This window comes from Amycolatopsis sp. NPDC104587, from assembly GCF_055583645.1.
Genome location: NZ_JBVJNO010000014.1, coordinates 224,743 through 236,810, shown reverse-complemented (window position 1 = coordinate 236,810; position 12,068 = coordinate 224,743). Strand labels below are relative to the sequence as shown.

At 71.5% G+C, this 12,068-nt stretch carries 14 protein-coding genes; 7 read left to right on the top strand and 7 right to left on the bottom strand.

Features of this window, described 5'->3' with window-relative positions:
* Positions 1-9: 9 nt before the first annotated feature.
* The gene (locus tag ACZ61C_RS37085) at positions 10-540 is read right to left on the bottom strand and encodes a winged helix-turn-helix transcriptional regulator (protein WP_465312573.1); all 531 of its coding nucleotides are present in this window, start codon (positions 538-540) and stop codon (positions 10-12) included.
* Positions 541-630: 90 nt separating this feature from the next.
* Between ACZ61C_RS37085 and ACZ61C_RS37080 the strand changes: the two genes are divergently transcribed.
* Genes ACZ61C_RS37080 through ACZ61C_RS37070 form a run of 3 tightly spaced genes read left to right on the top strand, consistent with a single transcriptional unit; the run spans position 631 to position 2,728 of the window.
* On the top strand, positions 631-942 hold the full coding sequence (locus ACZ61C_RS37080) for a putative quinol monooxygenase (protein ID WP_465312572.1): 312 nt from the start codon (positions 631-633) through the stop codon (positions 940-942).
* Positions 939-1,838 (top strand): NAD(P)H-binding protein, encoded by a 900-nt coding sequence (locus tag ACZ61C_RS37075; protein ID WP_465312571.1) that lies wholly within the window; start codon positions 939-941, stop codon positions 1,836-1,838. The genes ACZ61C_RS37080 and ACZ61C_RS37075 overlap by 4 nt, the downstream gene beginning before the upstream one ends.
* Positions 1,835-2,728, top strand: a complete 894-nt coding sequence (locus ACZ61C_RS37070; RefSeq protein WP_465312570.1) for an NmrA family NAD(P)-binding protein — start codon at positions 1,835-1,837, stop codon at positions 2,726-2,728. The genes ACZ61C_RS37075 and ACZ61C_RS37070 overlap by 4 nt, the downstream gene beginning before the upstream one ends.
* On the opposite strand, the gene ACZ61C_RS37065 is transcribed toward ACZ61C_RS37070, so the two are convergent.
* Positions 2,704-4,167 (bottom strand): amidase, encoded by a 1,464-nt coding sequence (locus tag ACZ61C_RS37065; RefSeq protein WP_465312569.1) that lies wholly within the window; start codon positions 4,165-4,167, stop codon positions 2,704-2,706. The genes ACZ61C_RS37070 and ACZ61C_RS37065 overlap by 25 nt on opposite strands.
* A gap of 69 nt (positions 4,168-4,236) precedes the next feature.
* A complete protein-coding gene (locus tag ACZ61C_RS37060) occupies positions 4,237-5,118 on the bottom strand; it encodes an SDR family oxidoreductase (RefSeq protein ID WP_465312568.1) in 882 nt (293 codons plus the stop codon).
* 85 nt (positions 5,119-5,203) lie between these two features.
* Between ACZ61C_RS37060 and ACZ61C_RS37055 the strand changes: the two genes are divergently transcribed.
* Both ACZ61C_RS37055 and ACZ61C_RS37050 read left to right on the top strand, forming a co-directional pair.
* Positions 5,204-5,782, top strand: coding sequence for a TetR/AcrR family transcriptional regulator (locus ACZ61C_RS37055; protein WP_465312567.1), 579 nt, complete (start codon positions 5,204-5,206; stop codon positions 5,780-5,782).
* Positions 5,783-5,942: 160 nt separating this feature from the next.
* Positions 5,943-6,719, top strand: coding sequence for a glycoside hydrolase family 75 protein (locus ACZ61C_RS37050; RefSeq protein WP_465312566.1), 777 nt, complete (start codon positions 5,943-5,945; stop codon positions 6,717-6,719).
* A gap of 46 nt (positions 6,720-6,765) precedes the next feature.
* On the opposite strand, the gene ACZ61C_RS37045 is transcribed toward ACZ61C_RS37050, so the two are convergent.
* Complete coding sequence (locus ACZ61C_RS37045) at positions 6,766-7,206, bottom strand: hypothetical protein (protein ID WP_465312565.1); 441 nt, start codon at positions 7,204-7,206, stop codon at positions 6,766-6,768.
* Between the two features lie 78 nt (positions 7,207-7,284).
* A complete protein-coding gene (locus ACZ61C_RS37040; protein WP_465312564.1) occupies positions 7,285-8,064 on the bottom strand; it encodes an SDR family NAD(P)-dependent oxidoreductase in 780 nt (259 codons plus the stop codon).
* An 85-nt stretch (positions 8,065-8,149) separates the two neighbouring features.
* Between ACZ61C_RS37040 and ACZ61C_RS37035 the strand changes: the two genes are divergently transcribed.
* Positions 8,150-8,989 carry a helix-turn-helix transcriptional regulator gene (locus ACZ61C_RS37035; protein ID WP_465312563.1) on the top strand — a complete coding sequence of 280 codons (840 nt, stop codon included), beginning with the start codon at positions 8,150-8,152 and terminating at the stop codon, positions 8,987-8,989.
* Between the two features lie 2 nt (positions 8,990-8,991).
* Here ACZ61C_RS37035 and ACZ61C_RS37030 read toward each other — a convergent pair whose 3' ends face one another.
* Complete coding sequence (locus tag ACZ61C_RS37030; protein ID WP_465312562.1) at positions 8,992-10,158, bottom strand: hypothetical protein; 1,167 nt, start codon at positions 10,156-10,158, stop codon at positions 8,992-8,994.
* A gap of 148 nt (positions 10,159-10,306) precedes the next feature.
* On the opposite strand from ACZ61C_RS37030, the gene ACZ61C_RS37025 reads away from it, so the two are divergent.
* Positions 10,307-11,110 carry an SDR family oxidoreductase gene (locus tag ACZ61C_RS37025; RefSeq protein WP_465312561.1) on the top strand — a complete coding sequence of 268 codons (804 nt, stop codon included), beginning with the start codon at positions 10,307-10,309 and terminating at the stop codon, positions 11,108-11,110.
* Here the strand turns inward: ACZ61C_RS37025 and ACZ61C_RS37020 are convergent.
* A complete protein-coding gene (locus ACZ61C_RS37020; protein WP_465312560.1) occupies positions 11,107-11,958 on the bottom strand; it encodes a helix-turn-helix transcriptional regulator in 852 nt (283 codons plus the stop codon). The genes ACZ61C_RS37025 and ACZ61C_RS37020 overlap by 4 nt on opposite strands.
* Between the last annotated feature and the right edge of the window lie 110 nt (positions 11,959-12,068).

The window sequence follows — 12,068 nt, the reverse complement described above, 5'->3', positions numbered from 1 at the left end:
CGGCCCCGGTCACCGCCCGGCCACGGTGATCGGTTCGAGCAGCCGTCGCGGCCGGTTCATCGCGGTGGACACGGGGTCCGGGACCCCGGCCGCCGGGTCGTACCCCGGGCCCGGCTCGATCTCCGTCTCCGTCACCGGGACGTCCGCGCCGCAGGCGCCGCACCGGCTCTGCCCGTCGATCAGCCCGCCGTCGGCTTCGTGGCGCAGGATGCGCTTCGCGCCGGACGGCGAATACGCCTCGTCGCCCCAGTGCATCAGCGCGCGCACCACCGGCCAGAGCGCGACGCCGCGGTCGCTCAGCCGGTACTCGACCACGCCGGCGCCGTCGTCTTCGCGCACGAACACGCCCTCCCGCACCAGGGACTTCAGGCGGCTGGTCAGCACGGCGCGAGGGATGCCGAGCTGGGTCGCGAAGTCGCCGAACCGGCGGATGCCGAAGAAGGCGTCGCGGATGATCAGCAGCGTCCACCGCTCGCCGATCACCTCCAGGGAGCGCGCGATCGAGCAGTTGCGCTCGGCGTAGGTGCTGGGGAGGGCCATGCGGCCAGTCTACCTCGGCAGTTCGTTCAGTGAACCGGCTGTGCTACGGTCAGTTCAGTGAATGAACTACCCCCTGCGGAGGTCACTGCGATGTACCAGTTCCTGGTGTCTTTCACCGTCCCGCCGGAGCACCACGACGACTTCGTCCGGGCGGCCCGGACCGTCGCGCGGGACTCGCTCGCGCACGAGCCGGGCTCACTCCGGTTCGAGGTCGTCGCGGACGCGGAGAACCCCGACGTCCACTACCTCAACGAGGTCTACGCCGACGCCGAGGCGTTCGGCGCCCACGCCGAAGGTCCCTACTTCGCCACGTTTTTCGCCGAAGCCGGCGCCTACGCCGAAGGACCGACGTGGCTGATGAAGGGCACTCTCGTCGGCGACCCGGCGGAAGTGGCGAAATGACCCGGCTCTTCCTGGTCACCGCGGCGGCGGGCAAGACCGGCCGCGGCACCGTCGAGCAGCTGCTGGCCCAGGGGCACCGCGTGCGCGCGCTGGTCCACCGCAAGGACGAACGCTCCCGCGCCCTGGCCGCAGCCGGGGCCGAGGTGGTGGTGGGCGACCTCCTCGACCTCGACGCCGTCACCGCCGCGCTGACCGAGGTGAGCGGCGCGTACTTCTGCTACCCGATCCGGCCCGGCCTGCTCGACGCGACCGTGACCTTCGCGCAGGCGGCGACCGAGACCGGCGTCCGCTCGGTGGTGACGATGTCGCAGATCTCCGCACGCCGCGAGGCCGGCAGCAACGCCGCCCGGCAGCACTGGCTCGCCGAACGGGTGCTGGACCGCACCGGTCTGCTCACCACGCACCTGCGGCCGACGTTCTTCGCCGAGTGGCTCACGACGTGGTGGGAACGCCGCGACGGCGAGGGTTACCTGCGCCTCCCGTTCGGCGACGGCCGGCACGCCCCCATCGCGGCGAGCGACCAGGCGCACGTCATCGCGGCCGTCCTGCGCGAGCCGGAACCGCACGACCGCGCGGCCTACACCCTGCACGGCCCGGTCGAGCTCGACCACCACGCCATCGCGGCCGCGATGGCCGCGACGCTCGGCATCCCGGTGCACTACGAGCCGATCGGCGTCGAGGAGTTCGCGTCGGCCATGACCGCGCGCGGGCTGCCCGCACACCTGGTGCAGCACCTGAGCAACGTCGCCGTCGACTACCGGAACGGGATCTTCGCCGGCACCAACACCGTCGTCGAGAAGATCGGCGGCCGGGTGCCGCTGTCGGTCGAAGAGTTCGTCCGGGACCGCCGCGCGGACTTCGAGACCAGCGGGCCGAACTTCGTGGCGGCGAAGTGACCGGCCCGATCCTGGTGACCGGCGCCGGCGGCCGGCACGGCGGCACCGGCGCGCACCTCGTCCGCGGCCTGCTCGCGCACGAGGTCCCGGTCCGCATCCTCGTCCGACGCGAATCCGAGACGACGCGGCAGTTCGCGGCCTCGGGGGTCGAGGTGGTCGTCGGCGACCTGCTCGACTTCCGGACCCTCGTGCCCGCGCTCGACGGCGTCACCCAGGCCTACTTCACCTACCCGCTCGAAGCGAGCGTGATCACGGCCGCGGCGAGCTGGGCCCAAGCGGTCCGGAGCCGCTCCGGTCCACTTCGGACGGTGATGATGTCGATGGCGCCCGCGCAGCCGGGCAGCCCGAGCCCGGTCGGCCGCAGCCAGTGGCTCGCCGAACAGGTCCTGCAGTGGGCCGGGATCGACCTGCTGGTGCTGAAGGTGATGGCGCTGTTCCACGAGAACCTGGGCCTGCTGCACGGCGGCACGGTCGCCGCCGACGGCGTCATCCGCAGCTCGTTCGGCCCGGGCCCGGTGACGTGGATCAGCGGCGCCGACGCGGCCGAACTGGCCCTGACCGCGCTGCTGCGGCCCGGTGTGTTCGACGGCCCGGTGGTGCCGGTCGGCGGCACGGAAACGGTGAGCCACCCGGAGATCGCCTCCGCCCCGACCTCGGTTCTGGGGCGGCCGGTGCGCTTCGAGCCGGTCGACGCGCCGACGTGGCGACGTGAGCTGGAGGGCTCCGACCACCCGCTGATCACCCGCGAGATGGCGGCCCACATCCCGGCGGTCGGCGCGCTGGTCGCCGCGGCGGGCCCGACGATGGCCGTCGAGCCCGGCCGCTTCGAACACCTCACGGGCCGGAAGCCCCGGCTGCTGGCCGACTATCTCACGGATTTCACGTCCTGACGGTCGCGAGCCCGCGGCGCCCGGAAGCCGCCGAGCTCCCGCTCGAGCAGCTCGGCCAGCCGCAACGGCGTCCGGTCCTCGGACATCGGGCCGACGAGCTGGACCCCGACGGGCAGGCCTTCGGGGGAGCGGCCCGTGGGCACGGCGGTGGCGGGCAGGCCGGGCATGGTCGCCAAGCCGGCCCAGACGAGCTGGTCGAAGTAGGGGTACTCGACGCCGTCGATGGCGATCCGCCGTTCCATCGGGTTGGGGTGGTGGTCGTGCGGGAACGCGGGGGTCGGCGTGATCGGGCACACCACGGCGTCGAACTCGGCGAACAGCTGCCGCCAGCCGTGGCGGTAGACCTCGCGGCGGTGGTTCGCCTCGAGCCAGTCGGCGTGGCTGAACTCCATGGCGCGCAGCCGCACGGCGTCGAGCCCGGTCGCGCGGGCCCGCAACCGTTCGAGTGATTCGATGGGAAACCTCGCGGTGGCGCCCGAAATCAGCAGCTGCATGTAAAGCGTCGCGGCTTCGGTCAGATCGGGCAGCAGCGGACTGTGCCGTTCGACGCGGGCGCCGCCGTCGGCGAGCGCCTCGGCCACCCGGTCGACGCCCGCCCGCACGGCGGACCCGGTCGGGATGAGCGGATGGTCGTCGACGACGAGGACCCGGAAGTCGGACAGCCGCTCGTGGCGGGCCGGCGGCAGCGCCAGCCGGTGCGCCACGCCGAGCGTCAGCGGGTCCGGTCCGGCCATGACGTCGAGCAGGAGCGTCAGGTCGCGGGCGGAACGCGCCATCGGACCGACAACGGCGAGGTCGAGGTCGACCGGCAACGGCGGCGCCGATGGCGCGACCATGCCGCGGGGCGCCGCCAGCCCGAGGGTCGGCTTGTGCGCGTAGACGCCGCAGAAGTGCGCGGGGGTGCGCAGCGACCCGGCGAGGTCGGAGCCGATCGACAGCGCGCCGAACCCGGACGCCAGTGCCGCCGCCGACCCGCCGGAGGAGCCGCCCGCCGTGCGGTCGTGGTCCCACGGGTTGGCGGTGGTGCCGTAGATCTCGTTGAAGCTCTGGATGTCCTGCAGCCCCAACGGAACGTTGGTCTTGCCCAGCACCACCGCGCCCGCGGCCTTGATGCGCGACACCTGCACCGCGTCCTCGGCCGGCAGGTGGTCCCGATGCTGGGGCATGCCCCAGGTCGTGGGCAGCCCGGCCATGTCGTAGGACTCCTTGACCGTCACCGGAACGCCGAGCAGCGGCCGGTCGTCACCGCGGGCGCGGGCCTGGTCCGCCTGCTGTGCGGCGGCCCGCGCGCGGTCGAAGTCCGGCACGCAGATCGCGTTGGTCACCTCGTCGTCCCGCTCGATGCGGGTGATCGCCTCGTCGGTCAGCTCCGCCGAGGACACTTCACCGGCACGCATCGCGGCAACGAGTTCTTCGGCCGTCCGAAAGCTCCATTCCATGGTGCGAAGCTAACGGCCCTCCACAGAGGACACGAAATTTCTTTTCGCGCAACGGGTGACGGGCCACTTTCAGGGCCGGATGTTTTCCAAGTCCTCCAGCAGGTTCGGGTGCTTCGGCTCCCAGCCGAGCGCCTGCCGCGTGTGGGCGCTCGACGCGGGCTGGTCGGCCGCGAAGATCACGCCGAGGGCGCCGAAGCTCTCCGCGGGCACTGACTCGACGCGCACCCCCAGCCGCCGGCCGATGACCGCGGCGATGTCGCGCACCTGGTCGCCCTCGTCGTCCACGGCGTGCCAGGACGTGCCGGCTTCCGCCCCCTCCAGCGCGAGCCGGAACAGGACCGCGGCGTCGAGCGCGTGCACGGCCGGCCAGCGCTGGGTTCCGTCGCCTGGGTAGCCGGACACCCCGCTCTGCCGCGCGATCCCGGTCAGCACGCCGGCGAACCCGCCGGCGCCGTTGTTGTGGACGGTCCGGGGGAGGCGCACAGCGGAGCTCCGGACCCCGCGCGAAGCCAGGTCCAGCACCCCCTGCACCGCACGACCGCGGCCCCCGACCGGGCCGTCGGTGGGAACCGGGTCCGCTTCGGTGGCGGCGCGGCCCGGGGCGGCGGGCGTCCCCGAGCAGGTGACGAAGGGGCGGCCGCTGCCGGCGAGGGCCTCGCCGAGGGTGGCGAGGGCGGCGCTTTCCTCGGCGACGGCGTTCGCCAGCGCCTCGGGGCTGCTGAAGTCGTTGGCGAAGGCCAGGTGGACCACCCCGTCGGCCCGGCCGGCGCCGGCGCGCAGGACGTCGAGGTCGGCGAGGCCGCCCCGGATCGGCTCGGCACCGGCCGCCTCGGCGGCTCGTGCCGAAGCGTCGGAGCGCGCGAGGGCGAGGACGGTGTGGCCGTTGCCGAGGAGTTCGGCGACGACGGCGGAGCCGATCAGGCCGGTGCCGCCGGTGATGAACACGTGCATGGAACGCTCCCGCGAGTGATGGGACTCTTGTCTCGTCACGGTACCAGAGTGATGGGACAAGAGTCTTATCGCTTAGGATGGGCACATGGGCCGATGGGAACCGGGAGCGCGCGAACGCCTCGTCGTGGCGGCCGTCGACCTGTTCGCCGAGCAGGGCTACGACGCCACGACGGTCGCGCAGATCGCCGAGCGCGCCGGGCTCACCAAGAGCACGTTCTTCCGGCACTTCCCCGACAAGCGTGAGCTGCTGGTCGCAGGCCAGGAGACGCTGAGCCGGCTGCTGAGCGAGGGCATCGCCGAAGCGCCCGGCGACGCGAGCCCGCTGGACGCGGTCGCCGCCGGCCTGGTCCGGGCGTCGACCGCGATGGGCCCGATGAACCGCGAGATCGCCCCGCGGCTGAAGGCGGCCGTCGCCGCCAGCGCCGAGCTCCAGGAGCGTGACGCCCTGAAGAGCGTCAGCCTGGCGGCCGCCATGACCGCCGCCCTCGTCGCCAGGGGAGTGCCCGGCGCAACCGCCGCGCTGGCCGGCGAGCTCGGCGTCCTTGCCTTCAAGCGGGGGTACGTCGAGTGGGCCGACGGCGACCGGGCATCCGAGGACGGGTTCGCCGTCCACCTTCTCCGGGCGCTCGACGAGCTGCGTGCGGCGAGCGCGTCGCTGGGCTGAGCATCCCCCTTTTCCGGCCGGGCAAGGGGTTTATGCCTGGGCATGCCCCGGCGAGCGGAACATTTCTCCAAAATGTTGGTAAAATTTTCACGTGACCGGCGTCACAAGTGGTTCCCTCTGTTAGGTAACTTTCCTAACTAACGACGGAGGGCCCCCGCCCATGTCATCCCGCAAGCGCTTCGCCGTGGTAGCCGCCGCGGCTCTGACGCTCATCGCGCCGCCGCTCGGTGTGAAGGCCGCTGACGCGGCCACGACGACCACGGCTTCCCCGGCCACGGCAGACAAGACGTACACGGCGGCCGAGGTGCTGGCCGGCGTCAAGAAGAACAGCACCACCGCGAACAAGGTCAACTCCAAGCCCCACATCAACACCATGACGCGGTCCCAGAACGTCAACGTGTTCCAGGTGTCGTCGGGCGTCTACGCGTACAGCTCGGGCCTGGCCGTGGACGACGACGGCAGTGACCCCGACTCCGACCCCGACCACCAGGACGAGACGACTTTCCAGGACAGCAACGGCAAGCAGCTGGCCGCGCACCACGTCCCGTTCTACGTGCTGGGCGACGACTGCTACGACCGCAAGAGCCCGTGCCCGCACTTCTTCTACAAGGAGCACGGGATCAAGGGCCGTCAGTTCGCGCTGATGTTCTACAAGAGCAAGGTGATCGGCGCGATCTTCGGTGACACGCAGACCGGCAACGACCAGACCACTTCGGACAACGACTCTCGCGAACTGGGGGAGGCGTCGGTGAAGGCGGCCTCGTCGCTCGGCATTCCCAGCAGCGGCACCACCGGCGGCGTCGACAACGGCGTGACCGTGGTGATCTTCTCGGGCTCGTCCTGGGTCGTGAACGGCGCGAACTCCGCCCTGAACGCCAATGCCCAGGCCTTGGTGCAGAAGGCGTTGGACAGCCTCGGCACCAGCATGGGTATCTGAGCACTACCGCCGGCCACCGGGTGCGCGTCCGGCACCCGGTGGCCGGTCAAGGCCCGCCCATCAAGGAGTACGACACATAACAACCGGCGGACGCTTCGACCAGGATCGCCATGGGCGCCAGGCCGGTGACGTTGTTCCTGATGACGTAAACCCCGTGCGAGGGCCCGAACAACGTGCCGACCTCGTCGACTTCGGCCAGCGACTCGTCCGGGCCCACCCGCAGTTCGGCGCGCGACGAACAGAACGGCCTCGCCCGGTCGGCGGCGGTCTTCTCCGCCTCGCACCAGTCCGCACCCGCACAGGTGAGGTGGCTGCGGTAGTCACGTCCGTCGTGGTGCACGCGGTAAGGCAGCCCGTCTTCGCGCGGCAGGGCGTAGCCGAAGTGGTTCGCCATCGCGGGGAGGAACGCGATGCCGACCAGAGCGCCTATCCCCACGAGCGCCACGAGCAGAACGACCACACCACGACGGCGGCGCCGCTGTGGCACGGGCACATCTCCGTCTCCCACGACGGGAAGACGTCCACGGGGGTGCCGACGTTGCTCGGCGGGCAAGGCCGTGCGGGTTCAGGCTCCGGCGCCCCCGTCAACCGGCAGAATCGCACCCGTCACGAAAGACGCGCGGTCCGACAGCAGCCACGCCGCCGCCTCGGCGATCTCGTGCGGTTCGGCCATCCGGCCGAGCGGGGTCGACGAGCTGATCCGCGCCACGACGCCGGGCGTCGCGGCCTCCCAGGCGTCGATCATCTCCGTGGCCGTGCCGCCCGGGGTGATGCCGTTGACGCGGATCCCCTGCGGCGCCCAGGTCACCGCCGCGGTCTCGGTGAGGCTGTTGAGCGCCCGCTTCATCGCGCCGTAGGCGGGCAGTGCGGGGTTCGCGCGGCGGCTGCCGATGCTGGAGGTGTTGACGATCGCGCCGCCGCCGGTGCGGCGCATGAGCTCGGCCTCGGCGTTCATCGCGGTCCAGTGCGCGCGGAAGTTCACCGCGAACTGCTCGTCCACGTCGTCGTCGCCGGTGGTGTCGAGCGGACCGGGCCGGCGCTGGATGGCCGCGCCGTTGTTGAACGCGCCGTCGAGCCGGCCGTGGAGCTCCTCGACGCGGGCGACCGCCGCGCGCACGCTCGCCCGGTCGGCGAGGTCCATGGTGACGGCGTCTGCGGTGCCGCCGTCGCCGCGGATCTCGGTGACGATCCCGTCGAGGGCGTCGGCGCCGCGGGAGGCGAGCACGACGGCGGCGCCCTCGCAGGCGAAGAGCCGGGCCGCGGCCGCGCCGATCCCGCGGGAAGCGCCGGTGATGAAGACGACCTTGCCCGTGAGCAGGCCGAGAGCAGTGGTGTTCGTGGTCATGGCTCCAGTTTCGGAGCGGTCGCCGGCCCGAGACAGGCACAGGGTGTACCAGGCTGCGCCCCCGCGCGGCGCGCATACTCGGAGTATGGACAAGCGTGAGCTCGGCACGTTCCTCCGCAGCCGCCGGGAACGGCTCCGGCCGGAGGACGCCGGGCTGCCGTCTGGTCCGCGCCGCCGGACGCCCGGGCTGCGCCGCGAGGAGGTCGCCGTCCTCGCGCACATCTCCACCGAGTACTACGTCCGCCTCGAACAGGGCCGCGCGCCACGGCCGTCGGGCGAGGTCCTCGCCGGGATCGCGGCCGCCTTGCTGCTCACCGACGCCGAATCGGACCACCTGCACGTCCTCGCGGGCACCTCACCCAACCGCACCGGGCTGCACCGCCGCGACGTCCGGCCGAGCATCCTCACGCTGCTCGAACGGCTCCCGCAGACCGCCGGGTTCGTGACGTCGGCGACGTTCGAGGTGCTGGCGTGGAACGACCTCGCGGCCGCGCTCATGGAGGACTTCGGCAAGCTGCCCCCGGCCGAGCGCAACCTCGCCCGCCGCGCGTTCCTGCGCCCGGCGACCACGCTCTACGGCGTTTCCGACGCCGCCGAATTCCGCCACCACGTCGTGATGGCGCTGCGGGCCACGCTCGCCCGCTACCCGGCGGACCCGGCGGTGACCGGCCTCGTCGAGGAGCTGCGCGACGGCAGCCCCGAGTTCGCCCGGCTGTGGGAGCGCCACGACGTGCAGGCCGCGCCGATGCTCACGAAGACCTTCCACCACCCGGTCGTCGGGGACGTCACCGTCGACTGCGACTCGCTCGCGCTCACCGACCGCGACCAGCACCTGGTGCTCTACACCGCGGCGGCGGGCTCTCGCGACGCCGAAGCGCTGGCGCTGCTGAACGTGCTGGGCACGGAGAGCATCACCGCCGGTTAGCGTCAGGAGCTCGCGGTGTTCGTCTGGAGGGTGAGGTAGACGGCCCGGACGGCCAGGGTGCGCTCGATCTCGTCGATGATCGGGGCGAAGAACTGCTTGCGGTGCTCGCTGTCGCTCATCGACGTGACCGCGAAGTACATGCTGCCGAACCCGGCGAGCAGGGTGGCGTTGCGGAGCAGGGCGACCGGGACACCGGGCAGCAGCGGCGAGATCGCCGGTGTCGTCCCGATCCACTGTTCGGCCGCGGCGGGGGTCACGATGATCACGCCGAGCAGGACGAAGAAGGCGAACAGGGCGAGACCGATGACCGCGGCCTGGACGAGCTGGCGGGTGGCGAGCATCAGCAGCAGGTTGCGCTTCTGACGTCCGTTGAGGCTGACCGCGCGGATGGGTCCGTCGATGGTGACGGCGGCGAGCGGGGTGCCGGCGCAGGCGGCGGTCAGCATGGCCGGGCTGAAATCCTGTTCGACCCGGCCGATCTCCTCGCGGAGGCGAGCCGCCGCGGCGAGGACGGTGACCGCGCCGAAGAGGGCGACGACCAGGGCGAGGCGCCACCACGCGAGCTGGTTCATCAGCTGCCACAGCTCACCGGTGAAGAAGAGGAACAGGGTGACGAAGAGCAGGACCGGCAGGGCCCGGCCGAGGACCTGCACGCTGTTGCGGAGGTCCGTGACCGCCTGCTTGATGCCCTGGCGCACGAGGGTGCCGAAGCCGTAGACGGTGGCGACCCAGGTGGCCGCGAAGACGGCGGCGAAGAACAAGAGGAAGGCCAGAACGCCCAGCGCGCGGGCGCCGGGGAGGGTGATGGCGCCGTCGAAGGCGAGCTGCAGCAGCGGAACGGCGACCGGCATCGCGGCGTAGGTGACCAGGATGACGACGGTCGTGGCGCGGGAGAAGCGGGGGAGGCGCCGGACGAACAGGGAGATCGTCACCCACGCCGCGAGGGTCACCGCCACGACGACGCCGAGCAGCACCCACCGGCCCGAGCCGGCCGTCTTGAGCGGGACGAGCCAGGCGAGGCTGGCCAGGGTGACGAAGACGAGCACGGGCAGCATCCGGGGGAGGACGTGCTCGGTGAAGCCGTACCCGGCGATCATCGTCGGGGTCCCGCGCCGGAGGAACCAGCGTTCGGTTCGCTGGACTCGCGCCCGGGGTGCTGAGGTCGGCATGGGTAGATGATTCCCGGCGGTCCCGGCCCGGGTCCGGTCGGCCCGGTCAAGGTGGCTCTCCCAGTACCTGTATCGCCAGGATCTCCCGGACGTCCAGTACGCCTGTCAGGCTGTAATTCAGCGACACAGGGAGAGAGGACAGATACCCATGGCGGACAACAAGCCCACCACTCACGAAGAGCTTTTCGATCTGAGCGGGAAATACGCACTTGTCACTGGCGGCACCAAGGGCATCGGGATGATGATTGCGCGCGGGCTTCTGCAGGCGGGCGCGCGCGTCGTGATCAGCTCACGCAACGCGGAAACGTGCGCGGAGGCGCAGCGGCTGCTGTCCGAGTTCGGCGACGTCCGGGCAGTTCCCGCCGACCTGTCCAGCCACGACGAGTGCCGGCGCCTCGCTGATCTCGTCCAGGCCGACTCGGGACGCCTGGACATCCTCGTCAACAACGCGGGAGCGATGTGGCGCGAGCCGCTGGAGACGTTCCCGGCCGAGGCCTGGGACACGGTGCTCGACCTCAACCTCAAGTCGCCGTTCTGGCTGGTGCAGGCGCTGCTGCCCGCACTTCGCAAGGCGGGCACGGCCGATGATCCCGCGCGGGTCGTCAACATCGGGAGCATCGCCGGCATCCACGTCGCCGAGTCGCCGAACTATTCGTACGCCAGCAGCAAAGCGGGACTCCACCAGCTCACCAGGGTGCTGGCCAGGGAACTGGGCCCGCAGCACGTCACGGTGAACGCGGTGGCCCCAGGACCGTTCCCGTCGCACATGATGGCGTCCACGCTCGACGCGATCGGCGACACGATCGCGGCGAAGGCCCCGCTGCGCCGGCTCGGCCGCGACGACGACATGGCGGGCATCGCCGTGTTCCTGGCCAGCCGGGCGGGGTCCTACCTCACGGGCGCCATCATCCCGAGCGACGGCGGCATCGCCACCACCGCAACAGGGACCTAGCCTGCCACCCACGACGCCAGCAGGGCCAGGCCGTCCGCGGTCGCCGTGCCCGCGGGCGCGGTGTAGACGTTCAGGTGCAAGCCGGGGTCGGTGGGCAGCTCCATGGTCTCGACGTCCAGGTCGAGCCGCCCGACCACCGGATGGTGCACGCGCTTGCGTCCGGACCGGTGGAGCTGAACGTCCTGAGTCGCCCACCGCCGCCGAAACAGTTCACTGCGCGTCGACAACTCACCGACCAGGGCGATCAGTTCCTCATCGTGCGGATCGCGCCCGGCTTCCATGCGGAGCTTCGCGGCCACAATGCAGGTGATTTCGTCATAGTCGACGAAGAATTGTTTAGCCGCTTCGGGATCCAGATACACGAACCGCGCGGTGTTCGCGGGCCGTCGTGTGTCGGCGAGCATAGGTGAATAAAGCGCGCGAGAAAGGTGGTTCATAGCCAGCACGTCATAACGCCCATTGCAAATCCACGCGGGCGCATCGGTGACGGCGTCGAGCACCCGCTGAAGCGCCGGACGCACCGTCACGGCGGCCCGGCGGCGTGGACCACTGGGCGGCCTGGACTGCCGGGCGAGGTGGAACAGGTGATCACGCTCGGCCTCGTCGAGTTGCAGGGCCGAGGCCAGGGCGTCGAGCACCCCGTCGGAGGCGCCGGCGAGGCTGCCGCGCTCCATCCGAACGTAGTAGTCGACCGACACCCCGGCCAGGAGGGCCACCTCTTCACGACGCAGCCCTTCAACCCGGCGGTTGCCGCCGTAGGCGGGCAGCCCGGCCCGCTCAGGCGCGATCCGCGCGCGACGCGAGCGCAGGAACTCCTTGATCTCGGTACGCAGGTCGATCTTGGCCATCTCGTCACGGTAGGCCCTGTCGGCGGCCGAAGGGAGGTACTGCTGGTACCCCGACGGCCAGGCCTTGCGCGAACTCCCGGCCGACAGCTGTCGAGCGCGGCTACGAGAGT

Coding starts and splice junctions, on each gene's coding strand:
- ACZ61C_RS37085 (WP_465312573.1), bottom strand. CDS start 540: ATGGCCCTCCCCAGCACCTACGCCGAGCGCAACTGCTCGATCGCGCGC.
- ACZ61C_RS37080 (WP_465312572.1), top strand. CDS start 631: ATGTACCAGTTCCTGGTGTCTTTCACCGTCCCGCCGGAGCACCACGAC.
- ACZ61C_RS37075 (WP_465312571.1), top strand. CDS start 939: ATGACCCGGCTCTTCCTGGTCACCGCGGCGGCGGGCAAGACCGGCCGC.
- ACZ61C_RS37065 (WP_465312569.1), bottom strand. CDS start 4,167: ATGGAATGGAGCTTTCGGACGGCCGAAGAACTCGTTGCCGCGATGCGT.
- ACZ61C_RS37060 (WP_465312568.1), bottom strand. CDS start 5,118: ATGCACGTGTTCATCACCGGCGGCACCGGCCTGATCGGCTCCGCCGTC.
- ACZ61C_RS37055 (WP_465312567.1), top strand. CDS start 5,204: ATGGGCCGATGGGAACCGGGAGCGCGCGAACGCCTCGTCGTGGCGGCC.
- ACZ61C_RS37050 (WP_465312566.1), top strand. CDS start 5,943: ATGTCATCCCGCAAGCGCTTCGCCGTGGTAGCCGCCGCGGCTCTGACG.
- ACZ61C_RS37040 (WP_465312564.1), bottom strand. CDS start 8,064: ATGACCACGAACACCACTGCTCTCGGCCTGCTCACGGGCAAGGTCGTC.
- ACZ61C_RS37035 (WP_465312563.1), top strand. CDS start 8,150: ATGGACAAGCGTGAGCTCGGCACGTTCCTCCGCAGCCGCCGGGAACGG.
- ACZ61C_RS37030 (WP_465312562.1), bottom strand. CDS start 10,158: ATGCCGACCTCAGCACCCCGGGCGCGAGTCCAGCGAACCGAACGCTGG.
- ACZ61C_RS37025 (WP_465312561.1), top strand. CDS start 10,307: ATGGCGGACAACAAGCCCACCACTCACGAAGAGCTTTTCGATCTGAGC.
- ACZ61C_RS37020 (WP_465312560.1), bottom strand. CDS start 11,958: ATGGCCAAGATCGACCTGCGTACCGAGATCAAGGAGTTCCTGCGCTCG.